Genomic DNA, 24338 nt, shown 5'->3' with positions numbered 1-24338 from the left:
CAGGCCGGTGCGCTTGGCTCCGTTCCGGTGCGGGACAAACATTAACAGGAAGGTGCGCCAGAAGTGAAATCGCCTGGTGAGCGGCGGTTTCGTGGCGTCGGATCCGGTGCGCGAACGAGGTTGGCGAGAAGTGTTAACAACCGGGGCCCTTCGGCGTATCTAACCGGTGTAACTCCGCCACGTCCGGGGCGGTGTTGGCGTTGGTTCGGGCCGGTCGGGCTGGCAGAATGGCGGAAGAGGTCTCGACCGATCCCGTCGGCGCGGTGGGTTGAGCTGTGCAGTCGGTTTGGATCCGAAGCCATCGGCGCGTTGGCGAACGGCGTCGGGACTTGAAACGGGGTTGGAATATGCGCTTAGGTCGTGGTCGTTCGGTGCGAATGCTCAGCGGGCCGCTGGTCTTGCTCGCGGTGGCGACGCTGGGTCTGTCGGCGTGCTCGTCGTCGGGAGGAATCAGTTCTCCCGTCGCGATCGATCGCAACCCGATGACCGAGCTGATCAAGCCGAAGCTGGTCGCCCCGGTGAAGAACGGGGATGTGGGTGTCTCGCCCGCCATGCCGATGACCTTCAAGGTCGAGGACGGCAAGTTCACGAACGTGCAGCTGCTCAATGCCGAGGGCCGGCCGGTCAGCGGCAAGCTCGGCGGCGACGGCCAGACCTGGGAGACCGCGGAGGTCCTCGGCTACGGCAAGACCTACAAGCTGCAGGCCGACGCGATCGGCCTGGGCGGTGCGAACTCGACGACGATGAGCTTCACCACCAGCTCGCCCGGCAACCAGACCAAGCCGTACCTGATCCCGGGTGAGGGCGAGGTCGTGGGCATCGGCCAGCCGGTGGCGATCCAGTTCGACGAGAACATCCCGAACCGCAAGGCCGCGCAGGACGCGATCACGATCACCACCGAACCCAAGGTCGAGGGCGCCTTCTACTGGGTGAACAACCGTGAGGTGCGCTGGCGGCCCGAGCACTTCTGGGCCCCGGGCACCAAGGTCAGCATCGACGTCAACGTCTACGGCAAGGATCTCGGCAACCGGCTCTACGGCCAGGACAACCTGACCTCGCACTTCATCGTGGGCGACGCCATGGTCTTCACCGCCGACGACAACACGAAGATGGTCGTGGTGGAGAAGAACGGCCAGGTCATCAAGGAGATGCCGACCTCGATGGGTAAGAGCAACACACCCACCGACAACGGCATCTACATCGTGGCCGACCGGCACGAGAAGATCATCATGGATTCCTCGACCTACGGTGTCGCGGTCGGCTCGCCCGACGGCTACCGCACCCCGGTCGACTATGCGACGCGGATCTCCTACAGCGGCATCTTCTTCCACTCGGCGCCGTGGTCGGTGGGTGCACAGGGCAACTCCAACACCAGCCACGGTTGCCTGAACCTGAGCCCGTCGAACGCGCGCTGGGTGTTCGAGAACGCCAAGCGCGGCGACATCACGATCGTCAAGAACACCGTGGGCGGCACGTTGTCGGGCGTGGACGGCCTCGGTGACTGGAACGTCCCGTGGGGCGAGTGGAAGGCGGGCAACGCCGACATCGGCTGATACTCGACCCTCCGCAACCCCGGAAAAGGCCCCCAGCGCACGCGCTGGGGGCCTTTTCTCGGTACTGCTCGGCTTACGGGATGTTGGGTCCCGGCGTACCCGGGCAACTCAGATTCGCGTTGAACGCGCTGCCGACGGCGGCGCAGAGCAGCGGCCCGCCGAAGATCACCCGCTCCAGCCCGCCGGCCGAGCCGGACGTACCGGAACCGGTGGTGGTGGCCCCGCCCGAGGATCCGCCGGAGGACCCGGTGGTCGCACTGCCGGACCCCGAGGAGGTCTCGGCGCCCGCGGTCCCGGTACCGGTGAGCAAGGTGGCGCCGACGACTGCTGCGATTACCGCGGAACGCATCACGTACTTGTGTCTCTCTGGTCGATCGGGGGTGCCCCGACTCGACACCCACCCCTGAAGATCGCAGTGTATGGGGCCGGGCGCCGCGGCGCGAGAGATTCAGGAGAATGTGCGTTTCACACTAGAAAAGGGTGAGTTCGGTTGTGGCACACAACGAAAGAACCCCGGGTCCGATTGCTCGGAACCCGGGGTTCTGGCGGGGTGGCCGACGGGACTCGAACCCGCGACAGCCAGGATCACAACCTGGTGCTCTACCAACTGAACTACGGCCACCATTACCGGTGAATCACCGGCGCGATAGATATTAGCGTGTCTACCCCGCTAGTCCCTAATCGGTGTCCGAGGCGCCGTTGAGCTGCACCGATTCGGTCGTGGCGCCGCTCACTTCGGCGGCGATGGCGGCGATCTCGGAGGTCGACGGGCCCGGTGGCGCGACGAAGGCGGTGCGCCGGTAGTACTGGAGTTCCCGGATGGATTCCTTGATGTCGGCCAGGGCGCGATGGGTCAGGCCCTTCTCCGGCTGGCCGAAGTAGATGCGGGGATACCAGCGGCGGCACAGCTCCTTGATGGAGCTCACATCGATCATCCGGTAGTGCAGATGCTTGTCCAGGGCGGGCATGTCGCGGGCCAGGAAACCGCGGTCGGTGGCGATCGAATTGCCGGCCAGCGGTGCGGTCCCCGGCAGCGGGATGTACTGGCGGATGTAGTCGAGCACCTGCTGCTCGGCCTCTTCGAGGGTGACGGTGGAGCGGCGCACCTCTTCGGTCAGGCCGGAGCGCGCGTGCATATCGACGACCACCGGGGGCATCGCCGCGAGCGCCGCGTCGTCGGCGTGGATGACGATGTCCACGCCCTCACCGAGGATGTTGAGGTCGCTGTCGGTCACGAGCGCGGCCACTTCGATCAGCTTGTCGCCGTCGAGACGCAGGCCGGTCATCTCGCAATCCATCCACACCACTAGTTTGTCGGACACCCCGGCAACACTAGTGGCAACCGCCCCGCCGGTTGACGCCGACGCCACCGCGCTTTACCCGGTCCGAAGGTGATCGGCGGGGATAGAGTTTCGCAAGGCAGTCCAGCTCCACAGTTCGGTGCAAGCGTTTTCGGTACGACAGCTATCCGCTAGCGGTGTCAGACCCAGACGGAGGACGTGCGATGACCAGCCCACAGGAGAAGGCCGCGGCGGCGCGGGCGGCGGCGGCCGAGGCCGCGCGAGTCGCGGCGCAGGCTCAGGCGGCGGCGGAGGCCGCCGAACGCGAACTGGCCGAGCATGAACCGGCCGCGGGCAGTTCGCCGCAGGCGCAGGAGATCGCCGCCGGATACGCCTTCGAGGGCGAGGCGCTGGAGCTGGGCACGGTGCTCATCGACGGCACCGTGGATCCGACCGCGCTGGTCAAGATTCCGATGCGCACGCTGAACCGGCACGGGCTGGTCGCGGGCGCCACCGGCACCGGCAAGACCAAGACGTTGCAGGGCATCGCCGAACAGCTGTCGGCGGCGGGCGTGCCGGTGGTGATGGCCGATATCAAAGGTGATCTCTCCGGGTTGAGCGCGCCGGGGGAGTCGAACGAGAAGCTGGCCGCGCGGGCGCTGGAAACGGGTGTGCGGGAGTGGGCGCCGCGCGGTTTCCCGACCGAGTTCGTCTCGCTGGGAACCGGCGGGGTCGGGGTGCCGATCCGCGCCACCATCTCCGCGTTCGGTCCGGTGCTGCTCAGCAAGGTGCTGGGGCTCAACGACACTCAGGAATCCACCCTCGGCCTGATCTTCCACTGGGCCGATCAGCAGGGCCTGGCGCTGCTCGATCTGAAGGATCTGCGCGCGGTCATCACGCATCTGACGAGCCCGGAGGGCAAGGAGGACCTCAAGGGCATCGGCGGAGTCTCGGCGCAGACGGCGGGCGTGATCCTGCGTGCGCTGGTGAACCTGGAGAGCGAGGGCGGGGACACCTTCTTCGGCGAACCGGAACTGGATCCGGCCGATCTGGTTCGCATCGCCGGCGGGCAGGGTGTGATCACGCTGTTCGAACTGGGCGCGCAGGCGGCCCGGCCGGTGATGTTCTCCACCTTCCTGATGTGGGTGCTGGCGGATCTGTTCCAGACGCTGCCCGAGGTCGGGGATGTCGACAAGCCGAAGCTGGTCTTCATCTTCGACGAGGCGCACCTGCTCTTCGCCGACGCGTCCAAGGCTTTCCTCGATCAGGTGCAGCAGACGGTCAAGCTGATCCGCTCGAAGGGCGTCGGCGTGTTCTTCTGCACCCAATTGCCCACCGACATCCCGAATTCGGTGCTCTCGCAGCTGGGCGCGCGGATCCAGCACGCGCTGCGCGCCTTCACCCCGGACGATCAGAAGGCGCTGTCCAAGACCGTGCGCACCTACCCCAAGACCGGCGCCTACGACCTGGAGCAGGCGCTCACCTCGCTCGGCACCGGCGAGGCGATCGTGACGGTGCTCTCGGAGAAGGGCGCGCCGACTCCGGTGGCGTGGACCAGGATTCAGCCGCCGCGCTCCCTGATGGACACCATCGGCGACGAGGGCATCCACTCGCGCGCGCTGTCCAGCGCGCTCTACGCCAAGTACGGCCAGACCATCGACCGCGAATCCGCCTCGGAGATCCTGGCCGCGAAGATGGCCGCCGCCGCGCAGGAGGCGCCGCAGGCGCCGCCCACACCGGGCCGCTCCCGGCAAGTCGAGGACGACAGCGCCGCCGACCGGATCATGAAGAATCCGGCGGTCAAGAGCTTCCTGCGGTCGGCGGCGACGGCGGCGGGCCGCGAGATCAGCCGCAGCATTTTCGGCACGCGCCGACGGTAGGGGCCGGCGGAGCACACCCAATCCACCTCCCGCGTGGGCGTTTTGCGGCATTCGACCGTTATGATGCTCCGCGCTGGGAGGTGGAGTGTTGTCTGCAGGTCTATGGATCGCCGTGCTCGTGCTGGCGGCCATCGGGTTCGTCGTCGCGGTGTGGCTGGCGATCCGGAGTAAGCGCCGGGGGCTGATGGGTGTCATGTGGGGCGGGATCGCCGGCGCCCTGGTCACCCTGCTGGTGCTGGGCGGCGGTGTCGTCGGTCTGGTCGACGCGCTCAATCCCACCGATCCGGGGCCGTATCTGGCCAAGCACTATCAGCGTGCGGCACAGCTGGACGACCGCCTGGGCGGGAAGGTCTACACCACCGCCAAATCGGTGAACCAGGTCGAGAAGGACGTCTCGAAGGCCGTGCAACCGGTTGCGGCGCACCGCAACCGGGACAACACGGTCTACCTGCGCTACGACCAGTGGCTGGTGGTGGTGAGTGCGCTGGCCGGCAGCACGAAGGTCGACATCGATTCCTACGACAACGGGTATCGCCGCCACCGCGGCGGACTGGCGGATTCGAACTGGCCCTCCACCTCGACTGCCTCCAGCTCCAACGGCGGCAACAACTCTGGCAAATAGCGCCACAACAGCTAGGAGAAGTACATGCTCGCCGATCTGGCCCGTGACGGCGGTGCGGCGCTGGCCTACAGCGCTGTCGGAATCGCCTTGATCGCACTGGGTTTCGTCCTGGTCGACGTGATCACCCCGGGTAATCTGCGGCAGCAGATCTGGGTGGACCGCAACCCCAACGCCGCGCTGCTGGCCGCCTCCAACGTACTCGGCGTGGGAATCATTGTGGCCATGGCGATCTGGACCTCCGAGGGCGGCATCGGTCGCGCACTCGCGGCGAGCGTGGTCTACGGGCTGATCGGCCTGGCCGTCATGGCGGTCGCCTTCGTGCTACTGGACCTGCTGACGCCCGGGAAGCTGGGCGAGTTGCTGATCGACGACAGCACCGGGCGCAACCCGGCGGTGTGGGTGTCGGCGGCGCTGCACATCGCGGTGGCGCTGGTCGTGGCCGCCGGTCTGTCCTAGTGCCGCTGCCCCCGCGGGTGGCCCGGCTCGGGCTGCTGCTCACCGTATTCATCTGTGCCGCCTGCGGTTTGGTGTACGAGCTGGCGCTGGTGACGCTCGGCAGCTTCCTCATCGGCGACACCGCGGTGCAGGCCTCGGTCGTGCTCAGCGTGATGATCTTCGCGATGGGTGTGGGCGCGCTCGCGGCCAAGCCGCTACAGCGCTGGGCGGCACCGGCTTTCGCCGCCATCGAACTGGCCTTGGCGATGGTGGGCGGGTTCTCGGTGATCCTGCTCTACTCGGCCTTCGCCTGGTTGAAGGTCTACACCGGCGCGCTGGTGCTGGTCGCGTTCGTGATCGGGATGCTGGTGGGCGCGGAGATTCCGCTGCTCATGGTGCTGCTGCAACGGATTCGGGCCCAGGCCGCGGGCTCGGCGGTGGCGGATCTGTTCGCGGCCGACTACATCGGGGCGTTGCTGGGCGGTTTGGCGTTCCCGTTCCTGCTGCTGCCGGTGTTCGGGCAGATCCGGGGTGCGCTGGTGGTCGGCGCGGTGAACGCGGTCGCGGGACTCGTGCTGGTGCTCATCCTGTTCCGCCGGGAACTCGGGGCGCTGGCGCGCGGATTCCTGACGGTGGCAGCGCTTCTGGTCACTGTCGCGCTCGGTGGGAGTTATCTGTACGCGGACCGGTTCGAGGCCAGTGCCGAGCAGGCGCTGTTCGCCAATCCCATTGTCTACAGCGAACAGTCGCAGTATCAGAAGATCGTGGTCACCCAATCCGCTTCGCCGCTGCGCGATCTCGACACCCGGCTGTTCCTCAACGGGGATCTGCAGTTCTCCTCGGTCGACGAGTACCGCTACCACGAGGCGCTGGTTCATCCCGCCCTGGCGCAGCGGCGGCGGCACGTGCTGGTGCTCGGCGGCGGCGATGGGCTGGCACTGCGCGAGATTCTCGCCTACCCGGATGTCGAGCGGGTCACCCTGGTGGAGCTGGATCCGGCCGTGGTGCGGCTGGCCCGCACCTTTCCGGCGCTGGCCGAACTCAACCGTGGCGCCTTCGACGACCCGCGCGTGCACGTGGTCAACGCGGACGCTTTCGGATGGCTGCGTGACTGCGGTTGCCGCTTCGATGCCGCCGTCGTGGACTTTCCGGACCCCGATCAGACCTCGATCGCCAAGCTGTACTCCCGCGAGTTCTACGGATTGCTCCTGCGCGCACTGGAACCCGGTGGGGCGGCGGTGATCCAATCCGGGTCACCGTTCTACGCGCCGACCTCGTTCTGGTGCATCGAGGCGACGGTGCGGGCGGCCGGGTTGCACACCCGGCCGTACCACCTCAACGTCCCCAGCTTCGGGGACTGGGGTTTCGTGCTGGCCACGCGGGAAACCCAGCCCCGCGCGGGGCTGGCGAGCGGTATCCGGGCGCGGTCGCTGGACGAGGCGACCCTCGCGGCCGCCACCGTCTTCCCGCCCGACCGGCGCAGTGGCGGCGACACCGTGTCCAGCCTGCTGCATCCGGTCATTCTGGAGTACAACCGGAAGGAATGGTCGACCCGCTAGCCGCCGAGCTTCTTGTAGGCGGCGCCGGCGACGACCGAGGTGATGGCGCGCGGGCCGTACTGGCCGGCCAGGCTCATGCCCTTGCTGATCAGGCCGGGGACGACGCGCATCTTGTTCTTGGCGAGCGCGTCGATGGTGATCTTCGCGGTGTGCTCGGCGGTGACCCAGATGAACTCCGGGATCTTGGAGCTGACCTCGTCCTGGTCCGGGTTGTCGGTGCGCACCGGGCCGGGAGCCAGCAGCGTCACGTTGACGCCGTACTCCTTCATCTCCCCGCGCAGCGACTCGGCCCAGGTGTTGGTGAAGGCCTTGGACGCGGCGTAGGTCGCGTTGTTCGGAATCGGCATATTGCCCGCCGCCGACCCGGTGATCAGGATGCCGCCGCTGCGCCGCTCGATCATGCCCGGCAGCACCGCCAGCGACAGATCCTGCACCGCGACCGCGTTCAGTTCCATGATGGCGCGCTCGTAATCCAGATCCAGCTTCGCCAGCGGCCCGAAGGTCGCCACCCCGGCGTTGTTCACCAGGATCGCGATCTCCCGCTTGGCCAGCTCCGCAGTCAGCGGCGCCCGCTGCTCCCGATCGGACAGATCCACCGCCCGCACCTCGGCGGTGATGCCGTGCGCCAGCGTCAACCGCTCCGCCAGCTCGGTCAGCAGATCCGCGCGCCGCGCGACCAGGATCAGCGAATACCCGCGCGAAGCGAGTTCGGCCGCCAGCGCCATGCCGATGCCGGAGGAGGCACCGGTCACGACGGCGCGGTTCTCGGAAGAAGGAGAAGGCAAGCTCACGCGTGCGAGCCTAGTGCCTGCCGTCAGCCCCCCGTCCAACCGCGTGACGCCCGCTGCGGCGCACCCGAGGGGTCAGAGCTTGGCGGCCAGGCGGGTGCCCTGGTCGATGGCGCGTTTGGCGTCGAGTTCGGAGGCGAGGTCGGCGCCGCCGATCAGGTGCAGGTCGATGCCGGCGGCGCGCAGGGGTTCTTCCAGGTCGCGGACGGATTCCTGGCCGGCGCAGATGATGACGTTGTCGACCGGGATCAGTTGGGGGCGTTCGCGTTTCTCGCCGAAGCTGATGTGCAGGCCGTTGTCGTCGATGCGCTCGTAGTTGACGCCGCCGACGTGGTCGACGCCCTTGGCCTTGAGGGCGGCGCGGTGCACCCAGCCGGAGGTCTTGCCGAGGCCGGAGCCGAACGCGGAGCTCTTGCGTTGCAGTAGCACGACTTCGCGGGCGGCGGGTGCGGGCTTGGGCTTGGCGAGCTGGCCGGGGACCTGCTCGTTCTCCGAGTCGACGCCCCACTCCTCTTTCCACTCGTCCAGCTTGAGCGTGGGATGGCCTTCGACAGTGAGGAATTCGGACACGTCGTAGCCGATGCCGCCGGCGCCGATGACGGCGACGCGCTTGCCGACGGGCTTACCGTCGCGCACCAGCTCGGCGTAGGAGAGCACCATCGGATGGTCGACACCGGGGATCCGGGGGATACGTGGCTTCACACCGGTGGCCAGCACGACCTCGTCGTAGCGGCCGGCGATGAGCTCCTCGGCGGTGACGCGCTTGTTCAGCACCACATTCACGCCGTGCACCTCGAGCATCCGGGTGTAGTAGCGGATGGACTCGTTGAACTCTTCCTTGCCGGGGATGCGGCGGGCGATATCGAACTGGCCGCCGATCTTGTCGTCGGCCTCGAAAAGGTCGACCTGGTGGCCCCTTTCGGCCAGGCTCACCGCGGCGGACAGCCCGGCCGGGCCCGCGCCGACGACGGCGACGCGCTTCTTGCGCCGGGTCGGCAGCAGCTTCAGCTCGGTCTCGTGGCCGGCCCGCGGATTCAGCAGGCAGGAGACGGTCTTGTGCTGGAAGGCGTGATCGAGGCAGGCCTGGTTGCAGGCGATGCAGGTGTTGATCTCGTCGACGCGATCCTGCTGGGCCTTGTTCACCCATTCCGGGTCGGTGAGGAACGGGCGGGCCAGCGAAATCAGCTGGGCGTCACCGCGAGTCAGGATTTCCTCGGCGATCTCGGGCATGTTGATGCGGTTGGACGCGCACACCGGGATGTTCACCTGCTTGGTGATCTTCGCGGTGAACTCGACGAACGCCGCGCGCGGCACCGAGGTGACGATGGTGGGCACCCTGGCCTCGTGCCAGCCGATGTCGGTGTTGAGGATGTTCGCGCCGGCGGCTTCGAGTTCCTTCGCCAGCGCGATGATCTCCTCGAAGGTCTGGCCCTTCTCCACCAGTTCGGCCATGGACAGCCGGAACACGATGATGAAATCCGGGCCGACCGCGGCGCGGGTGCGGCGCACGATCTCCACCGCGATCCGGCGCCGGTTCTCCGGCGAACCGCCCCACTTGTCCTTGCGCTTGTTGGTGCGCGCCGCGAGGAACTGGTTGATGAAATAGCCTTCACCGCCCATGATCTCGCAGCCGTCGTAGCCGGCGAACTGGGCCAGCTTCGCGCAGCGGGCGTAATCCTCGATGGTCTGCTCGACGCCCTTGGCGCTCAGCGCGCGCGGGCGGAACGGATTGATCGGCGCCTTGATCGAGGAGGCCGAAACACTGCCGGGCATATAGGAATAACGGCCCGCGTGCAGGATCTGGATGGCGATCTTGCCGCCCTCGTCGTGCACCGCCTTGGTGATGGCGCGGTGCCGGTAGGCCTCGGTCTTGTTGGTGAGCTTGGCGCCGAAGGGCAGCAGCCAGCCGGTGCGATTGGGCGCGTAGCCGCCGGTGATGATCAGGCCGACGCCGCCGCGGGCGCGCTCGGCGAAGTAGGCGGCCAGCCGGTTGGTGTCCCAGGCCCGGTCTTCCAGGCCGGTGTGCATCGAGCCCATCACCACGCGATTGCGCAGCGTGGTGAAGCCGAGATCCAGCGGCTCGAACAGGTGGGGGAACGAACTCATGGGTGAGCTCCACTTTCTCCGTCGTTGTCCACGCGCGGGGCTGACGCGCGTGGACGCAGGGCTTGCAATATCTCGTCGCACCATTCGACGAACCCCGCCTCCACGCGGATGCCGCCGCGCAGGACGAGGTACTGGTGCAGGGGCGTGCCGGAGAGCTGTTCCGGCGCGGGGAAGTCTTTCTTCTCCAGCAGGCGATACACCTCGAGGCGTTGCGCGTGCTGGTCGCGCTGGCGGGCGACCTCGGTGCACAGGGCCTCGATATCGCCGTGCGCGGCGGCGCGGATCTTCACGCCGAATTCGCTGCGCGGCAGGTCGGTGCTGGAGGGTTCGGCGATCCAGCGGGCCAGTTCGGCGCGGCCGGACTCGTTGACGGAGTAGACCTTCTTGTCGGGCTTACCGTCCTGGGCCACGGCTTGGCCGTCGACCCAGCCGGACTCCTCCATGCGCTTGAGCACCCGGTAGATCTGCTGGTGCGTGGCGCTCCAGAAGTAACCGATGGACTTGTCGAAGCGGCGCGCCAGCTCATACCCCGAGCCGGCGCGCTCGGTCAGCGATACCAGCAGGGCATGCTCGAGTGCCATGCGGACAGGGTAGCCGTAACACGCGGTACTATGCAACTGAGTGCATAGCGCCGAGGTGGTCCGAGTTGACCCCCACCGGACGTCTCGCCCGGTTATGCTCCGCCGCATGACGGAGGTGAACGCCGAGGCGACTGTTGGTCAAGCCGCTGGGCGCGGGCAAGTAGTGGCATGGGCGCTGTGGGACTGGGGGTCCTCCGCGTTCCACGCTGTCATTCTGACCTTCGTATTCTCGGTCTACCTGGTCAAAGAGGTCGGCGAGGATTTGCCGGGCCGCATCTCGGCCGGGGCCTGGCTGGGATTCGCGCTCGGCATCGCCGGTTTCGTGGTCGCGGTGACCGCGCCCGTGAGCGGGCAGTGGTTCGACGCCTCGGCCAAACGCAAACTCTCCCTTGCCGTTCTGACCGGCATCACGGTGCTGTCGATGGCGGCGCTGTTCGCGGTGCGCGACGACCATCGCTACCTGTGGCTGGGCCTGTTGCTGCTGGCCATCGGTTCGACCGCCTTCGAGCTGTCCAACATCCCCTACAACGCCATGCTGCGGCAGGTATCCACCCCGGCCACCCTGGGCCGGGTCTCCGGATTCGGCTGGGCCATGGGCTATTTCGGCGGCATCTTCCTGCTGCTGGCCTGCTACCTCGGTTTCATCTCCGGGGACGGCGACACCCGCGGCCTGCTGGGCGTCTCGACGGCGGACGGCCTCAACATCCGCCTGATCGCCGTGCTGGCGGCGATATGGTTCGCGCTCTTCGCGCTGCCGGTCTTCTTCGCGGTGCCCGAAATCCCGCGCACCACCGCCGATCCCGGCGCGGCGCGGGCCGGATTCCTCGGGTCGTACAAAGTGCTGTGGCGAGACCTGCGGGACCTGTGGCGCACCGATCGCCGCACCGTCGGCTTCCTGATCGCCAGCGCGATCTTCCGGGACGGCCTGGCCGGGGTGTTCACCTTCGGCGCGGTGCTGGCGGTGCAGGTCTACGGCTTCACCGATGCCCGGGTGCTGCTGTTCGGCATCGCCGCGAATGTCGTCGCGGCCCTGGGCGCGATCGTGGCCGGGCGGTTCGACGACCGGTTCGGGCCCAAGATCGTGATCGTGGTGTCGCTCGCGTCGATGCTGGTGTGGGGGACCGTGCTGCTGTTCGTGTCCGGGTCGCTGATGTTCTGGATCTTCGGTCTGCTGCTGACGATTTCGGTCGGCCCGGCCCAGGCCTCGGCGCGTTCGTTCCTGACCCGGCTGGCCCCGCCCGGACGCGAGGGCCAGTACTTCGGGCTCTACACCACGACCGGGCGGGCCGCATCCTTCCTCGCGCCCACGCTGTTCGGCGTCTTCGTCGCGGTGTTCGGCGGCGACGGGGACGGTGCGGAACGGGTGGGGATCATCGGGCTGCTGCTGGTGCTCGCGGTCGGGCTGGCCGCCCTGCTGGCGGTCTCGCCGCCGGAGCGCACGTCCGAGCCGGTCGACGCCTGACGCCCCGCCGGATCGACCGGCGGGGCAGCGGCATTCGTGATCAGTCGGTCTTGGGGGTGGCGCGGGTGCCGACGATCACGCACGGGACGCCGTTGGCCAGCACCGAGAAGATCACCGGCATATAGCCTTCGCTGAAGGACGGGCCCGCACCCGTTCCGGCCCAGACGGTTTCGCTGACCGGGATCAGGTCGATGTGCAGCGGCGGGGACATCCCGGCCATCGAGTCGACGAACTCGTAGAGCATGTGCGCCTTGCCGTCGCGCTCGCTGACCGTGACGACCACACCGGCCCGCTTGTAGACGCCGGTGTACGGGGCGATAGCCACCGCGGGCGGGTTCTCGGCCGGCGCGAACGGCGCGGGCATGGTGACCTCGGCCAGCTCGGCCAGCAGCTCCCGGAACAGATCCGAGTAGAGCTGGCGCGCGCCGCCGCCGTTGGTCAGCAGTACGATCGCCATTTTCGCGGACGGGATGACGCGCAGGTAGCCGTACTGCCCGATGGCCGCGCCGTCGTGGCCGAAGCCGCCGACGCCGTTCCAGTTGTTGAGTACCCAGCCCAGGCCCTGGCCGTCACCGCTGACGGTCCACTTGTCCAGGCAGTCCGCCTCGCGGCGCTGCATGGCCGCGGTACTGGCCGCACTGAGCACGCGGGTGCCGTCCTGTGCGACACCGCCTTCCAGGTGCATCTGCGCGAAGCGCGCCATGGCGCCCGCGCTGGAGATGACCCGGGCCGCGGGGGCGACCGAGCGCGGCATCAGATCCCACTCCGGCGCCGGATCGGGGTCGACGCCCGGTTCGCCGAGATGGCTCATCGCCGTGCGGAATTTCAGTGCCTGCTCCGGCAGGGTGACCAGATGCCGTACGCCCAGCGGCGCGGCGAGTCGTTCGGCGACGGCCTGGTCCCAGGTGAGACCGGTCAGTACCTCGATCATCCGGCCCATCACCACGTAGCCGATGCCGCCGTAGGAGAAGATGGTGCCCGCCGGGCAGTCCTGCGGCACCTCGCGCGCCGCCTCGACGAACTTCGCCAGGCAGTCGTCGCCGCGGCCGGTGTCGTGATTGAAGTCGTTGGTCAAACCCGCTGTGTGCGAGAGCAACTGGCGGGTGGTGATGGTCTTGGTGGCCTCCGGATCGGGCACCGCGAACTCGGGCAGGACCTCGATCACCGGGGCGTCGAGATCCAGCTTGCCCTCGTCGACCAGCTGCATGATCAGCGTCGCGGTGTAGACCTTGGCGATCGAGCCGCAGAGGAACACCGAGTCGGTGGTGACCTCGACGCCGGTGCCCCGGTGCAGCACGCCGCTGGCCAGCTCGTGCACCTGCCCGTCGACGACCACGGCCAGCGCCGCGCCCGGCACGTTGTGGGCGGCGCGCAGCGTATCGAGCCGCTGCTGCCACTTCGCCATGCTGAAGCGGGTTTCGGTGGTGCGGCTGATGGTGTTCGACATGTCCTGCTCCTCGTGCTCCGTGCCGTTCTTGCGAACGCTGTTCCCGTGTGATGAACAATGTACGCACATGCGAACAGTGTGCGCAAGCGGGCATGAAGAGGTCAGGTCGGAGGGTGCGGCGAAGTTCGCTTCCCGGTGGTGGGGGTGTGGGCTAGCGGCCCGGCTTCCAGAGGCCCATGCCGAGCGCCACCAGGCGGACCTGGTGCACGGTGCGGTCGACGATCGACTTCTGCTCCCGGGCCGGCGCGGCGATGTAGACGCCGATGCCGTGGGTGACCGTGCCCACGATGAGATCGGCGGCGATCTCCAGATCTCGCGGCGCCCAGGAGTCCAGGGCGGGGATGCGGGACAGGTCGGCGACGAGTTCGCGCACGATCAGCTGGAGTTCGGTGCTGATGGCGTTGCGCAATGCCGCCGCGCCGCCGTGGCGTTCGCGGATGAGGAAGCCGAACAGGTCGCGCTTGGGGTCCACCTGTTCGAAGACGAAGCGGACCGAGGCGGCCGCGCCCGCGTTCGGGCTGCGGCGAACTTCGCGCAGGGCCAGGCGCAATGCGGTGACGCCCTCGTCGACCAGGGTCGCGCCGAGGTCGTCCAGGGAGGCGAAGTGCCGGTAGAAGGCGGTGGGCACGATGCCGGCCGAGCGGGCGATCTCACGCAGGCTCAATGCCGCGAAACCGCGTTCCGCGGCGAGCGCGAGGGTGCCGTCCAGCAGTGCCTGCCGGGTCCGTTCCTTGCGCTCGATACGTGTCGCTGCCTGCTCATTCATCTCGGTGAGCATACATCCGTTCACCATACGCACCTTCTGGGGATGTTGTTCGGGTCACACAATCTGCCGGTTGACAGCTGCACGGGGTCATCGGTCACACTAGTTGAGTGTACAGGCGTGCACTGAAATTTCGGATCGCACGCCGTCGGCCCGAAAAGAGGCATGGAGAACCGAATGGTGGATCTCATCGATATGGTGCAGGCGCTGACCACGCCGCACCCGCTGGACCGGTACCTGGAACTGATCCGGCCGACGCTGACCGCGCGCAAGCTGCGGGCCGAGGTCACCCACGTGCGCCGCTCGACGCCGGGCTCGGTGACGCTGACGTTGCGTCCGACCCGGCAGTGGCGGGGCCACGACGCCGGTCAATACATTCAGCTCGGCGTGGTGATCGACGGCGTCCGGCACCAGCGGTGCTACTCGCCGGTGAATCCGGAGAGCCGGCGCGATCGGCATATTCAGCTGACCGTGAAGTCGCATACCGGCGGGCTGGTCTCCCAGCACCTGTACCAGCACGCCGCGCCCGGCCTGGTGGTCGACCTCGAGCCGGCCGCGGGCACCTTCCGGCTGCCCACCGCCCGGCCCGACCGGATGCTGCTGATCAGCGGCGGCAGCGGCATCACCCCGGTGCTGTCGATGTTGCGTACGCTGACGTCGGAGGGTTACCAGGGCCCGATCACCTTCCTGCACTACGCGAAATCGCCCGTGCTGGTACCGCATCGCGCCGAACTCGACGCGATCGCGCAGGCGCACGACAACGTCCGGATCGAACTGCGCTATCCCGGGCGCCGCGCGGCCGACGACCTCGAGCCCGTCACCGTCCGCTCGTGCACCGAGATCAGTGGAGCCGGGTACTTCGACTACGACGAATTGGAGCGCGTCGCACCCTGGTTCGCGGATGCCGAGACCTTCGTGTGCGGACCGGGGGCCCTGATGGCCGCGGTGCGCAAGGTCTACGAGGCCGAGCAGCTGGATCACCGGCTGCACACCGAGGAGTTCACGCTCAGCCTCGCGCCGGTCGACGACAGCGAAGTCCACGGGACGGTGAGCTTTTCGGCGAGCGGGGTGAGCGCGGCCAACAGCGGCGCCACGCTGCTCGAGCAGGCCGAGGCCGCCGGATTGAGCCCGGAGTACGGGTGCCGAATGGGAATCTGCTTCTCCTGCACCGCGGTTCGCCGCACGGGGTGCACGCGCAACGTGCGCACCGGGGAGACCGGCAGTGACCCGGATCAGCCCATCCAGCTGTGCATCAGCGCGCCGGTGGGCGACGTCGAGATCGACGTCTGACGAGCAAACGACAAGGGGAACAAGCATGACTATTCTGACCGAAACCAAGGACGGGCCGTTGGTCCTGACGCCGGATCAGGTCGAGGAGCTGGGCAAGGCGCTCGACGATCTGCGCAACCGCGTCGTCGCCGACCTGGGCGACCGCGACCGCGAATACATCTACTCGATCATCAAGGCGCAGCGCGGTTTCGAGATCGCCGGGCGCGGCCTGATGTATCTGGGTTTCCTGCCGCCGGTGTGGCTGGCGGCGGTGGCCTCGCTCAGTGTGTCCAAGATCCTGGACAACATGGAGATCGGCCACAACGTGATGCACGGCCAGTACGACTGGATGCGTGAGCCGGACCTGAATTCCCGTGAGTTCGAATGGGACAACGTCTGCCCGGGCGATCAGTGGCGGCACTCGCACAACTACATGCACCACACCTTCACCAATATCCACAACAAGGACCGCGACATCGGTTACGGCATCCTGCGGATGGACGAGGCGCAGGCCTGGAATCCGCTGCGCCTGGGCCAGCCGCTCTATGCCTTCGCGCTGATGATGCTGTTCGAGTGGGGCGTGATGGGCCACGACCTCGAGGTCGAGAACATCGTGCGCGGCAAGCGGTCCTGGTCCGACATCAAGAAGCTGGTCAGCGGCCAGTGGCGCAAGGCGGGCAAGCAGGTCCTCAAGGACTACGTCGTCTTCCCGGCGCTGTCGGGTCCGCTGTTCCTGAGCACCCTGGCGGGCAACGTGACCGCCAACCTGGTGCGCAACGTGTGGGCCTACTCGATCATCTTCTGCGGGCACTTCCCGACCGGCGTACAGACGTTCACCGAGGACGAGACCGCCGAGGAGACCCGCGGCGAGTGGTACGTCCGGCAGATGCTGGGCTCGGCGAACATCTCCGGCGGCCGGCTGTTCCACATCATGTCCGGGAATTTGTCGCATCAGATCGAACATCATCTGTTCCCGGATCTGCCGGCGAACCGTTATCCGGAGCTGGCGCCGGAGGTGCGCGCGCTGTGTGAGAAATACGGTCTGCCCTACAACATCGGCCCGTTCAGCAAGCAGGTCGGCTCGGTGTGGTGGAAGATTTGCAAGCTCGCGCTGCCGCCTTCACTCGTCGCCTCGGAGCCCACTCCCGGTGTTATCGTGATGCGTCAGCGAAAGGCGAGCGAAGTCGGTGTGTGAATGATCGGGAAATTCGAAAGCAACAAGGATTTGATTCAAGAATTAACCGCTTCCGGCGCCAGGCACGTCGGTAATATCGCCTCGATCATCACCGGCACGGTCGCCGAGGTCACCCGCGAGATCGGGGACTGGATCACCGACGCCATCGAGATGAACGAGGCGGCCGCGGCGGCCCGGCGCGACGCGATGGAGTCCGATCCGGACTTCGCCGACGTCGACCCGGCCTACGACGAGGAGTTCGAGCCCGCGGGCAGCCCGTTCGTCACGGCCGAGGTCGTGGAGCCGGAGATCGTCGAACCGGAGATCGTCGAGCCCGGCGAGCACCGCTAGCGCTTCACCAGACCGGCAGCCGGCGCCGGTGCTCGACCACGTCGGTGATCAGATCCTGATAGCCGTCGGCCAGTTCGGCCAGCCGCGTCCACTGCAGGTGGGCATCCGAGTCCACCTGCGGTGGCGGCGTCGCGCCGTGCCCATTCATTCCTAAAGCTTGCTGTGCCGCAATCCATTTCGCCGCCATACGGTCGATGACCGCGCCCAGCGTCTCGGTGTGCAGGGAGGCGCCGGTGCGGTGCGCGACGTTGGTCGCCACCCAGTCGTCGATGCGCGCGATCAGCTCGCGCCGCTGCTCGTCGATGTCCTCGACCAGTTGACTGCACGCCGCGACGAGGCCGGGGGCGGCCTCGGGCGCGTGTGCGGCTTGCAGGGCGCGGTTGCGGCGCTCGTGGCATTCGACCAATTCGTGCGCGGTCAGCAGTACCCGATGCTTGCGCTGGTGTGGATCGTGGGGTTCGCGGAAGGCGCGGAGCAACGCCGAGCGGTGTGGTAACTCGTGGGTTCCGACGCGGGGGTGGGAACTCGTGGGCTCGGCGTATTGCATCGTGCACGCCCTTGCGGTGTTTCGATTCGACTGTGGATGCGCCAGGGCCGAGGAGGATTTCAGGGAGGGGCACCCCTCGGCTCCGGCACAGCCCCGCGCCTCGGACGTCCCCCACACAGGTCCACCAGCACGGCAAAGAAACCGGGGAAATCCGCGACGATGCGATGAGGAAGACGGCCCGAGAAAATCGGGACATATTCAGGAAAGCGCGATAGTCGGAACAGTGCAACCGTATAGCGTAAAAGACAACCAGCTGGCGGGAAATCGTTATGGTCCGTTACGGGCAGGTCACGCGCGCTCCGCATTTTCCGTCGGCCCGCGCCGGCCACCGGGCACTACCCGCGCGTGAGAGCGTATGAGTGGCAACCGCCTTGGGCGGGGCTGCTGTGCACTGTGAACAGATGCACTAACCTCCCTATTCGTGCCTGCCTACGTGTCCTCGCCCGAGCTGACATTCGGCTTCATGTTCGCGCTGGAAGACCCCGAGCGAATCGCGGAGGTCGTCCGCAACCTCGTCGTCCGGAAAACGGTGTCGGTGTTCCGGCTCGCGCGGCTGTCCGATGACGACGGGCCGCCCGAACGCTACGTGGTGAACTGGGCGGCTATCCCGCAGATCTCGATAACCACCGAGTCGCCGCATCCGGAAGACCTGGCCGCGGAGCGGATCCTGCTGGTGAACGCGTTCCTCGGTGAAGGCGGCGATATCAGCCTGTATTCCTCGCACGGACGATCACCCAGCTGATCGGGAGCGCAATATTTTCCGTTACGGTGATTTGAAACACCAGCGCCTCTAAGTTCGCTATCAGGTTGCGGCCAGGGCTTTCACAGGCGATCCCGGCATCGTCTGTGTGGTCGGTCGCCCCACAAGGGAGACCGGCGGACTGAATCCGACAATGGAGGTTGCTCTATATGATTCCCGTGATCATCGATACCGGTTCCGCTGCCCTCAGCGGCCTGCTCAGCACTGGCTCCGCCGCGCTGTCGGGCATCTTCAGCACCCTGTTCACCGGCTCCTTCGGCGGCTGATGACTTAGAAGCGACCGCTTCCGAACCGCCCCGGATGCTTCGGCATCCGGGGCGGTTTGTCGTTTCCGGGCCTCAGCGCGTCTTCGTCGGGGTCCGGGTCGGCGACTTCGTCGTCGTCGGGCTCGGGCGGGTGGCGCAGGCCACACCGTCTTCCTTGCCGTCGAGCCGGTCCAGCGTCACCGAAAAGCCCCGGTCGGACTTGCGGATCGGCGGCTTGCCCAGCCGCCAGGCCTCCTCGCAGTCGCGATAGGGGGTGCCGGTGCTCTGCGAGGTACCGGGCGAGGAGCTCGAGTACTTCTTCTTTTTCTTGCTCTTGCCGCAGCCGCTCATGGTCAGCACCAGCACGGTTATCAAAATGACGCCGACGGCGACCACGGCCGTACGAGACTTGTGCATATCGAGATACCCCCCAGGGCAACGAGTTTCGGCAAAGACGCCCCGCAGTATGGCTCGGCGCGTCCGGATGCCGCAAGCCGATATCCCGGTAAACGCCCGTCCAGTACGGGATAATTTCGGCATTCGCAACGGTTTCTCCGCTGAATCGAGCGCCCGGAAGGAGCGTCGATCATGGACATGGAACTCGAGAAACAGGGTCCCGCCGTCGGTCCGACCAGTCCCGTTCGCATCCGAGGTGATCTCGACCCCGCCGTCTCGCGGTGGATGTGGCTGGTGAAATGGATTCTGGCGATCCCGCACGTGATCGTGTTGTTCTTCCTGAGCATCGGCTACGTGGTGGTGTGGATCATCGCGTTGCTGGCGATCTTGTTCACCGGTAGGTACCCGCGCGGGTTGTTCGACTACTCGGTCGGGGTGCTGCGCTGGAGCTGGCGGGTCGGCTTCTATGCCTGGTCGCCGCTGGGCACGGACAAATATCCGCCGTTCAGCCTGCGCGGCGACGACAATTACCCGGCCGATCTGGAAGTCGATTATCCCGAGCAGCTCAGCCGCGGCCTGGTGCTGGTGAAATGGTGGCTCCTGGCGATTCCGCACTATCTCGTGGTCACCGCTTTCGCCGGCGGCGGATACATGGCTTTCTCCGACGATTACGGGATGTCCTGGGTCGCGCTGCAGCCGATCCTGACGCTGATCGCGGTGATCGCCCTGCTGTTCACGGCCGTCTACCCGGCGCGCCTGTTCGATTTACTGCTCGGCCTGCACCGTTGGTCGTTGCGTGTACAGGTGTACGCCTCGCTGTTGCGCGACGAGTATCCGCCGTTCCGGTTGGATCAGGGGCCGCGCGAGCCCGGGGAAACGACGCCGGTTCACCGCGCCGATTCGTAGATCCGGCGGACGATGTCCTCGACATCGGGTTCCTCGATGGACAGATCGCGCACCTCGGCGCGGTGTGAGACGGCCGCGAGAAGTTGCGCGGCCGTGGTGGTCTGGGCGTCGAAGGCGAGGCGCTGACGGATGCCGTCGCCCTCGCTGGTGAGGAGTTCGGCGTGGCAGGGTAGGTCGACCAGGTCGGGCGTCGGCTCGGCCAGGTCGACCACCAGCACGCGCCGGGCGCCCACGGTGGCGCCCAGGCCGGGTAGTGAGCCGTCGTAGACCAGGCTGCCGTGATCGACGACGAGCACCCGGTCGCACAGCCGCTCGATATCGCCCATGTCGTGGGTGGTAAGCAACAGGGTGGTGCCGCGGTCGACCCGCTCGGCCCGCAGGAATTCGCGCAGTCGCTGCTTGGACAGCACGTCCAGGCCGATCGTCGGCTCGTCCAGGATCACCAGTTCCGGGCAGTGCAGCAGGGCCGCGGCGACTTCCGCGCGCATCCGCTGGCCCAGCGAGAGCTGGCGCACGGGGGTGTCCAGGGTCTCGGCCATCTCCAGCTGCTCGACCAGCTCGTAGGTGCGCTTGCGGGTCATGTCCGGCTCCAGGCGGTGGATGGCGGCCAGGATCGAAAACGATTCGCGCAGCGGCAGATCCCACCACAGCTGCGAGCGCTGCCCGAACACCACGCCGATCCGCGCGGCCAGCTCCCGGCGCTGGCGCACCGGTTCCAGCCCGCAGGTGCGCACGCTGCCGGAGGTGGGCACCAGGATGCCGGTGAGCATCTTGATCGTCGTGGATTTACCGGCGCCGTTGGCGCCGATGTAGCCGACCGCGGCGCCGCGTTCGATCCGGAACGACATCCGGTCGACCGCGGTGAGGGTGTCGCGCTGTCTGCGCCAACGCCGGCCGTTCTTGCGGTACAGCGTGAACTGCCTGGTGAGGTTCTCGATGTCGACGATCGGATCCGATAAATCGCTGTCCGCCACGCTTATCCGCCACCTCCCTGGTAGTGCCTGGTTCCGAGCCGCCACAGCCAGAACGCGGCTCCCCATACCCACAGTGCGGCCAGCGGGGAGAACCACGCCAGCCAGGCAGGCAGGATGTCCGGTCCGGGTAGCTGGAGCAGCGCGATGGTCGGCAGATAGGCGGTGAACGCCACCGGAATGGCGAACCCGAACAACAGTTTCAGCGGCGTGGGGAAGACGGAGGCGGGCTGCATAGCGGCGAAAGACCCCCCGTAGGTGAAGCTGTTGGTCAGTTCGGCACCGTCGATCAGGAAGAACTGCAGCCCGGCCGCGCAGACGAAGATGCCGGAGAACAAGAGAACGCCGGTTATCAAGGTAATGGCAAGGAGGGTGAACGCGCTCAGGTTCCAGTCGATGTCGTTGCGTACCAATCCGATTCCCAATACCACCATGGCGACCGAGGCGCGGGCCAGCCGGCGCAGCGAGATGTCGCCGGTGATGAGCTGGAGCAACAGCGGTTGCGGCCGTAGGTGATAGGCGTCCAGGGTGCCCTGGCGGATCAGCGTGGGCAGCGAATCGAGATGGCCGACCAGCACCTGCGCCAAGGCGAAACCGGTGTTGCTCAGGCCGAACAGCAGCAGCGCCGCGTCCATGTCCAGGCCGCCGAGCACGCGCACCTGATGGAAGATGACCCACACCTCGGCGAATTCGACGATGCCGATCAGGAAGGCGCTGAACACCTCGCTGACGAAGGACAGCCGGTAGGACCGCTGTGCGCGGATCCGGGAGCGCAGCACCGCGGAGTACGGAGTCAGCCAGGTACCGGACGGCACCTCGGCGATCCGGGCCTCAACCACCCTGCACCTCCAGTCTGCGGCGGCCCGCCGCCAGCAGGATGCGCCCGATCGCGCCGACCACCAGCACCCAGAACACTTGGATGCCGACCAGGGTCACCGATTCCATCCCGGCCACCCGGCCGGACAGGATGTCGATGGGCGTTTGCAGGATGGACGGGAACGGGGTGGTGTGCGCGATGGTGCGCAACCAGTCGGGGAACATGTGCACCGGGACGAACAGTCCGGCCAGGAAGGTGCCGCAGATCTGATAGAGCACCCGCAGGCCCCGGGTCTCGATCACCCAGAAGCCGATCAGGCCGACGGCGAACAGGCACAGGAACGACAGCGACACCGCGCACAGCAGGCTCAGCGCGCCCAGCAGGTAGGGGCCCGGCGTGCTGGGCATGGCCAGGCCGAAGGTGAGCATGCCGAAGGCCACGCTGGGGATGCCGCGGGGCAGCATGGTGCACGCGGCCCGGCCGAGATCGGCTGCGAGGTAGCCCAGTTGGATGTCCACCGGGCGCAGGAAGTCGATCGCGATGTCCCCGTTCTTGACCCGGTCGACCAATTCCAGTGGTGGGCCCATGAATTGCATGGCGCCGAGCAGCCCCTGCGACAACCATACGTAGGCGCCGATGCTGCCTTCGTCATAGCCGCCGAACTCGCTGCCGGCCCGCACCGCCGCCACCATCACGGCCGCCCGGACCATGCCGAACACACAGTTGGTGAACAGACCGGCGAACATGGCCAGCTTGTACTGGGCCTGCCTGCGAAATCCGGCGACGGCGAGTTGGACGTAGACCCGTTGGGCCCGCCACATTTTCGCTGCCGCAGACAGTCCTCCTGCCCCCTCCGCACTGCAGCGCACAAGCAGTCAACTGTAGTGCGCGGGCGCGGACACGCGGAAGGGTTCCGCGCGGTTTTGGGAAAAGCGAGACAGACCTGTCGCCCCGGTGTTAGAAACACAGGCACTTCAGATTCGTTCTGACGCTCGTGGAAGGAACGCCGATGACTGTCGTTCAGGGGACCGTATTCGAAACCCTCGAGTCGAACGTCCGGGGTTACTGCCGGTCCTGGCCCACCGTATTCGATACCGCGAGCGGCTCCTGGCTGCGCGACGAGCAGGGCAAGGACTACCTCGACTTCTTCGCGGGTGCGGGCTCGCTGAACTACGGCCACAACAATCCCGTGCTGAAACGCGCGCTGCTGGACTACATCGCGGGCGACGGCATCACCCATGGGCTGGATATGTCCACGGTGGCCAAACGCAATCTGCTGGAGACCCTGCGCGACACGATCTTCGAGCCGCGCGGCCTGGACTACAAGGTGCAGTTTCCCGGACCCACCGGCGCCAACGCCGTGGAGGCGGCGCTGAAGCTGGCACGCAAGGTCACCGGGCGGCAGCCGATCCTGAACTTCACCAACGCCTTCCACGGCATGTCGCTCGGCGCGTTGTCGGTGACCGGCAACGCCGCCAAGCGGGCGGGTGCCGGAGTGCCACTGGTGCACGTCGCGCCGATGCCCTATGACGGCTTCCTCGGCGTCGAGGACGAGCTCCGGTGGATGCGGCGCGCGCTCGACGATTCGTCCTCGGGGCTGGACAAGCCCGCCGCCGTCATCGTGGAGACCGTGCAGGGGGAGGGCGGCGTCAACGTGGCCCGGGCCGCCTGGCTGCGCGAGCTGGCCGAGTTGTGCTCCGCGCGCGGCATTCTGCTCATCGTCGACGACATCCAGATGGGCTGCGGGCGCACCGGCGGGTTCTTCTCCTTCGAATTCGCCGGCATCACCCCCGATATCGTCACGCTGTCGAAGTCCATCGGCGGCTACGGCTTGCCGATGGCGCTGGTGCTGTTCCGGCCCGAGCTCGATCAGTGGACGCCCGGCGAGCACAACGGCACCTTCCGGGGAAACAACGCCGCCTTCGTCACCGCCCGGGTGGCCTTGCAGCGGTACTGGTCCGACGGTGCGCTGACGGCGTCCACCCTGGCCAAGGGCGAGCGCGTGCGGGCCGGGCTGACCGAGCTGGCGGCCGAGCACTCCGGCCTGTCGGTGCGCGGCCGGGGGCTGGTGCAGGGCTTGGTCTTCGAGGACGCCTCGCAGGCCGCCAAGGCCTGCCGCCTCGCCTTCGAGCGCGGCCTGCTGGTGGAGACCTCCGGCTCGGAGGACGAGGTGATCAAGCTGCTGCCGCCGCTGACCATCGCCGATGACGAACTCGAGCACGGCCTGGCGGTGTTGTCCGGGGCGGTCTCGGCGATCTGCGGGGGCTGATCGAGTGCCCATATCCCTTTATCGCCGTTCGTGACCCGGATTCGATCACGGCTGGGTGATCGATTCGATCGCGCGATTCATACGGCTGCGGTGCTGAGCGGTAACGCCGGACGCGCGAACGGGACGCCCGGCCTGGAGGTCCGGACGTCCCGCTCGG

Annotated in this window: 24 protein-coding genes and 1 tRNA gene; 12 read left to right on the top strand and 13 right to left on the bottom strand. The window is 67.2% G+C overall.

Going from position 1 to position 24338, the window contains the following annotated elements; genetic code table 11:
• The first annotated feature begins 347 nt into the window (after positions 1–347).
• Positions 348–1553 (top strand): Ig-like domain-containing protein, encoded by a 1206-nt coding sequence (locus tag AB0H76_RS31320; RefSeq protein WP_357330624.1) that lies wholly within the window; start codon positions 348–350, stop codon positions 1551–1553.
• Positions 1554–1626: 73 nt separating this feature from the next.
• On the opposite strand, the gene AB0H76_RS31315 is transcribed toward AB0H76_RS31320, so the two are convergent.
• From AB0H76_RS31315 to orn, 3 genes are all read right to left on the bottom strand, one after another.
• On the bottom strand, positions 1627–1902 hold the full coding sequence (locus AB0H76_RS31315; protein ID WP_357330623.1) for a hypothetical protein: 276 nt from the start codon (positions 1900–1902) through the stop codon (positions 1627–1629).
• A gap of 200 nt (positions 1903–2102) precedes the next feature.
• Positions 2103–2175: transfer RNA gene (locus AB0H76_RS31310), tRNA-His, on the bottom strand.
• Positions 2176–2230: 55 nt separating this feature from the next.
• Positions 2231–2875, bottom strand: coding sequence for an oligoribonuclease (orn, locus tag AB0H76_RS31305; protein WP_357330622.1), 645 nt, complete (start codon positions 2873–2875; stop codon positions 2231–2233).
• Positions 2876–3057: 182 nt separating this feature from the next.
• On the opposite strand from orn, the gene AB0H76_RS31300 reads away from it, so the two are divergent.
• The 4 genes from AB0H76_RS31300 to AB0H76_RS31285 all read left to right on the top strand — a co-directional run bounded on the left by AB0H76_RS31300 (position 3058) and on the right by AB0H76_RS31285 (position 7329).
• Complete coding sequence (locus AB0H76_RS31300) at positions 3058–4713, top strand: helicase HerA-like domain-containing protein (RefSeq protein ID WP_357330621.1); 1656 nt, start codon at positions 3058–3060, stop codon at positions 4711–4713.
• Positions 4714–4801: 88 nt separating this feature from the next.
• A complete protein-coding gene (locus AB0H76_RS31295; RefSeq protein ID WP_357330620.1) occupies positions 4802–5335 on the top strand; it encodes a DUF4247 domain-containing protein in 534 nt (177 codons plus the stop codon).
• 24 nt (positions 5336–5359) lie between these two features.
• Positions 5360–5791 carry a DUF350 domain-containing protein gene (locus AB0H76_RS31290; protein WP_357330619.1) on the top strand — a complete coding sequence of 144 codons (432 nt, stop codon included), beginning with the start codon at positions 5360–5362 and terminating at the stop codon, positions 5789–5791.
• Complete coding sequence (locus AB0H76_RS31285) at positions 5791–7329, top strand: polyamine aminopropyltransferase (RefSeq protein ID WP_357330618.1); 1539 nt, start codon at positions 5791–5793, stop codon at positions 7327–7329. The genes AB0H76_RS31290 and AB0H76_RS31285 overlap by 1 nt, the downstream gene beginning before the upstream one ends.
• On the opposite strand, the gene cmrA is transcribed toward AB0H76_RS31285, so the two are convergent.
• The 3 genes from cmrA to AB0H76_RS31270 form a co-directional block, all read right to left on the bottom strand.
• The gene (gene cmrA / locus AB0H76_RS31280) at positions 7326–8120 is read right to left on the bottom strand and encodes a mycolate reductase (RefSeq protein ID WP_357330617.1); all 795 of its coding nucleotides are present in this window, start codon (positions 8118–8120) and stop codon (positions 7326–7328) included. The two genes, AB0H76_RS31285 and cmrA, sit on opposite strands and share 4 nt — an antisense overlap.
• A gap of 72 nt (positions 8121–8192) precedes the next feature.
• A complete protein-coding gene (locus tag AB0H76_RS31275; protein ID WP_357330616.1) occupies positions 8193–10223 on the bottom strand; it encodes an NADPH-dependent 2,4-dienoyl-CoA reductase in 2031 nt (676 codons plus the stop codon).
• A complete protein-coding gene (locus AB0H76_RS31270) occupies positions 10220–10804 on the bottom strand; it encodes a PadR family transcriptional regulator (RefSeq protein ID WP_357330615.1) in 585 nt (194 codons plus the stop codon). The genes AB0H76_RS31275 and AB0H76_RS31270 overlap by 4 nt, the downstream gene beginning before the upstream one ends.
• A 106-nt stretch (positions 10805–10910) precedes the next feature.
• Here AB0H76_RS31270 and AB0H76_RS31265 point away from each other — a divergent pair, with 106 nt between their 5' ends.
• Positions 10911–12266, top strand: coding sequence for an MFS transporter (locus AB0H76_RS31265; protein WP_357330614.1), 1356 nt, complete (start codon positions 10911–10913; stop codon positions 12264–12266).
• A 40-nt stretch (positions 12267–12306) separates the two neighbouring features.
• Here AB0H76_RS31265 and AB0H76_RS31260 read toward each other — a convergent pair whose 3' ends face one another.
• Together AB0H76_RS31260 and AB0H76_RS31255 are read right to left on the bottom strand one after the other, a co-directional pair.
• Positions 12307–13713, bottom strand: coding sequence for a serine hydrolase domain-containing protein (locus tag AB0H76_RS31260; protein WP_357330613.1), 1407 nt, complete (start codon positions 13711–13713; stop codon positions 12307–12309).
• A 151-nt stretch (positions 13714–13864) separates the two neighbouring features.
• A complete protein-coding gene (locus AB0H76_RS31255; RefSeq protein WP_357330612.1) occupies positions 13865–14479 on the bottom strand; it encodes a TetR family transcriptional regulator in 615 nt (204 codons plus the stop codon).
• 174 nt (positions 14480–14653) lie between these two features.
• Between AB0H76_RS31255 and AB0H76_RS31250 the strand changes: the two genes are divergently transcribed.
• The 3 genes from AB0H76_RS31250 to AB0H76_RS31240 are packed head-to-tail and all read left to right on the top strand — an operon-like array spanning position 14654 to position 17270.
• The gene (locus AB0H76_RS31250; RefSeq protein ID WP_357330611.1) at positions 14654–15766 is read left to right on the top strand and encodes an FAD-binding oxidoreductase; all 1113 of its coding nucleotides are present in this window, start codon (positions 14654–14656) and stop codon (positions 15764–15766) included.
• Between the two features lie 25 nt (positions 15767–15791).
• Positions 15792–16940, top strand: a complete 1149-nt coding sequence (locus AB0H76_RS31245; RefSeq protein WP_357330610.1) for an acyl-CoA desaturase — start codon at positions 15792–15794, stop codon at positions 16938–16940.
• Positions 16941–17270 (top strand): hypothetical protein, encoded by a 330-nt coding sequence (locus AB0H76_RS31240; protein WP_357330609.1) that lies wholly within the window; start codon positions 16941–16943, stop codon positions 17268–17270.
• Between the two features lie 4 nt (positions 17271–17274).
• On the opposite strand, the gene AB0H76_RS31235 is transcribed toward AB0H76_RS31240, so the two are convergent.
• Positions 17275–17817: a DUF4254 domain-containing protein gene (locus tag AB0H76_RS31235; RefSeq protein ID WP_357330608.1), complete on the bottom strand. Its 543-nt coding sequence runs from the start codon at positions 17815–17817 to the stop codon at positions 17275–17277.
• A gap of 421 nt (positions 17818–18238) precedes the next feature.
• On the opposite strand from AB0H76_RS31235, the gene AB0H76_RS31230 reads away from it, so the two are divergent.
• Positions 18239–18559 carry a hypothetical protein gene (locus AB0H76_RS31230; protein ID WP_357330607.1) on the top strand — a complete coding sequence of 107 codons (321 nt, stop codon included), beginning with the start codon at positions 18239–18241 and terminating at the stop codon, positions 18557–18559.
• Positions 18560–18915: 356 nt separating this feature from the next.
• Here the strand turns inward: AB0H76_RS31230 and AB0H76_RS31225 are convergent, their stop codons facing one another.
• Entirely contained in the window at positions 18916–19239 is a 324-nt protein-coding gene (locus AB0H76_RS31225) for an excalibur calcium-binding domain-containing protein (protein ID WP_357330606.1), read from the bottom strand.
• A 171-nt stretch (positions 19240–19410) separates the two neighbouring features.
• Here AB0H76_RS31225 and AB0H76_RS31220 point away from each other — a divergent pair, with 171 nt between their 5' ends.
• Positions 19411–20124, top strand: a complete 714-nt coding sequence (locus AB0H76_RS31220) for a DUF4389 domain-containing protein (RefSeq protein ID WP_357330605.1) — start codon at positions 19411–19413, stop codon at positions 20122–20124.
• On the opposite strand, the gene AB0H76_RS31215 is transcribed toward AB0H76_RS31220, so the two are convergent.
• From AB0H76_RS31215 to AB0H76_RS31205, 3 genes are read right to left on the bottom strand one after another with little or no spacing between them, the layout of a single operon-like run.
• Positions 20106–21098 carry an ATP-binding cassette domain-containing protein gene (locus AB0H76_RS31215; protein WP_357330604.1) on the bottom strand — a complete coding sequence of 331 codons (993 nt, stop codon included), beginning with the start codon at positions 21096–21098 and terminating at the stop codon, positions 20106–20108. The two genes, AB0H76_RS31220 and AB0H76_RS31215, sit on opposite strands and share 19 nt — an antisense overlap.
• 2 nt (positions 21099–21100) lie before the next feature.
• Positions 21101–21934 carry an ABC-2 family transporter protein gene (locus AB0H76_RS31210; RefSeq protein WP_357330603.1) on the bottom strand — a complete coding sequence of 278 codons (834 nt, stop codon included), beginning with the start codon at positions 21932–21934 and terminating at the stop codon, positions 21101–21103.
• Complete coding sequence (locus AB0H76_RS31205) at positions 21927–22733, bottom strand: ABC-2 family transporter protein (RefSeq protein WP_357330602.1); 807 nt, start codon at positions 22731–22733, stop codon at positions 21927–21929. The genes AB0H76_RS31210 and AB0H76_RS31205 overlap by 8 nt, the downstream gene beginning before the upstream one ends.
• Positions 22734–22921: 188 nt before the next feature.
• Here AB0H76_RS31205 and ectB point away from each other — a divergent pair, with 188 nt between their 5' ends.
• On the top strand, positions 22922–24181 hold the full coding sequence (ectB, locus tag AB0H76_RS31200) for a diaminobutyrate--2-oxoglutarate transaminase (RefSeq protein WP_357330601.1): 1260 nt from the start codon (positions 22922–22924) through the stop codon (positions 24179–24181).
• The last annotated feature ends 157 nt before the right edge of the window (positions 24182–24338 follow it).

Origin of the sequence: Nocardia sp. NPDC050712, assembly GCF_040654295.1 — a bacterium.
In the GTDB taxonomy this organism is placed as follows: domain Bacteria; phylum Actinomycetota; class Actinomycetes; order Mycobacteriales; family Mycobacteriaceae; genus Nocardia.
This window is presented reverse-complemented; position numbering and strand designations above follow the sequence as displayed.

Excerpts from the sequence above, each read along its gene's own strand:
- AB0H76_RS31265 (WP_357330614.1), top strand. The coding sequence starts at position 10,911 with ATGACGGAGGTGAACGCCGAGGCGACTGTTGGTCAAGCCGCTGGGCGC.
- AB0H76_RS31260 (WP_357330613.1), bottom strand. The coding sequence starts at position 13,713 with ATGTCGAACACCATCAGCCGCACCACCGAAACCCGCTTCAGCATGGCG.
- AB0H76_RS31315 (WP_357330623.1), bottom strand. The coding sequence starts at position 1,902 with ATGCGTTCCGCGGTAATCGCAGCAGTCGTCGGCGCCACCTTGCTCACC.
- AB0H76_RS31255 (WP_357330612.1), bottom strand. The coding sequence starts at position 14,479 with ATGAATGAGCAGGCAGCGACACGTATCGAGCGCAAGGAACGGACCCGG.
- ectB (WP_357330601.1), top strand. The coding sequence starts at position 22,922 with ATGACTGTCGTTCAGGGGACCGTATTCGAAACCCTCGAGTCGAACGTC.
- AB0H76_RS31275 (WP_357330616.1), bottom strand. The coding sequence starts at position 10,223 with ATGAGTTCGTTCCCCCACCTGTTCGAGCCGCTGGATCTCGGCTTCACC.
- AB0H76_RS31235 (WP_357330608.1), bottom strand. The coding sequence starts at position 17,817 with ATGCAATACGCCGAGCCCACGAGTTCCCACCCCCGCGTCGGAACCCAC.
- AB0H76_RS31320 (WP_357330624.1), top strand. The coding sequence starts at position 348 with ATGCGCTTAGGTCGTGGTCGTTCGGTGCGAATGCTCAGCGGGCCGCTG.
- AB0H76_RS31225 (WP_357330606.1), bottom strand. The coding sequence starts at position 19,239 with ATGCACAAGTCTCGTACGGCCGTGGTCGCCGTCGGCGTCATTTTGATA.
- AB0H76_RS31245 (WP_357330610.1), top strand. The coding sequence starts at position 15,792 with ATGACTATTCTGACCGAAACCAAGGACGGGCCGTTGGTCCTGACGCCG.
- AB0H76_RS31205 (WP_357330602.1), bottom strand. The coding sequence starts at position 22,733 with ATGTGGCGGGCCCAACGGGTCTACGTCCAACTCGCCGTCGCCGGATTT.
- AB0H76_RS31250 (WP_357330611.1), top strand. The coding sequence starts at position 14,654 with ATGGTGGATCTCATCGATATGGTGCAGGCGCTGACCACGCCGCACCCG.
- AB0H76_RS31300 (WP_357330621.1), top strand. The coding sequence starts at position 3,058 with ATGACCAGCCCACAGGAGAAGGCCGCGGCGGCGCGGGCGGCGGCGGCC.
- AB0H76_RS31220 (WP_357330605.1), top strand. The coding sequence starts at position 19,411 with ATGGACATGGAACTCGAGAAACAGGGTCCCGCCGTCGGTCCGACCAGT.
- AB0H76_RS31290 (WP_357330619.1), top strand. The coding sequence starts at position 5,360 with ATGCTCGCCGATCTGGCCCGTGACGGCGGTGCGGCGCTGGCCTACAGC.
- AB0H76_RS31270 (WP_357330615.1), bottom strand. The coding sequence starts at position 10,804 with ATGGCACTCGAGCATGCCCTGCTGGTATCGCTGACCGAGCGCGCCGGC.
- AB0H76_RS31240 (WP_357330609.1), top strand. The coding sequence starts at position 16,941 with ATGATCGGGAAATTCGAAAGCAACAAGGATTTGATTCAAGAATTAACC.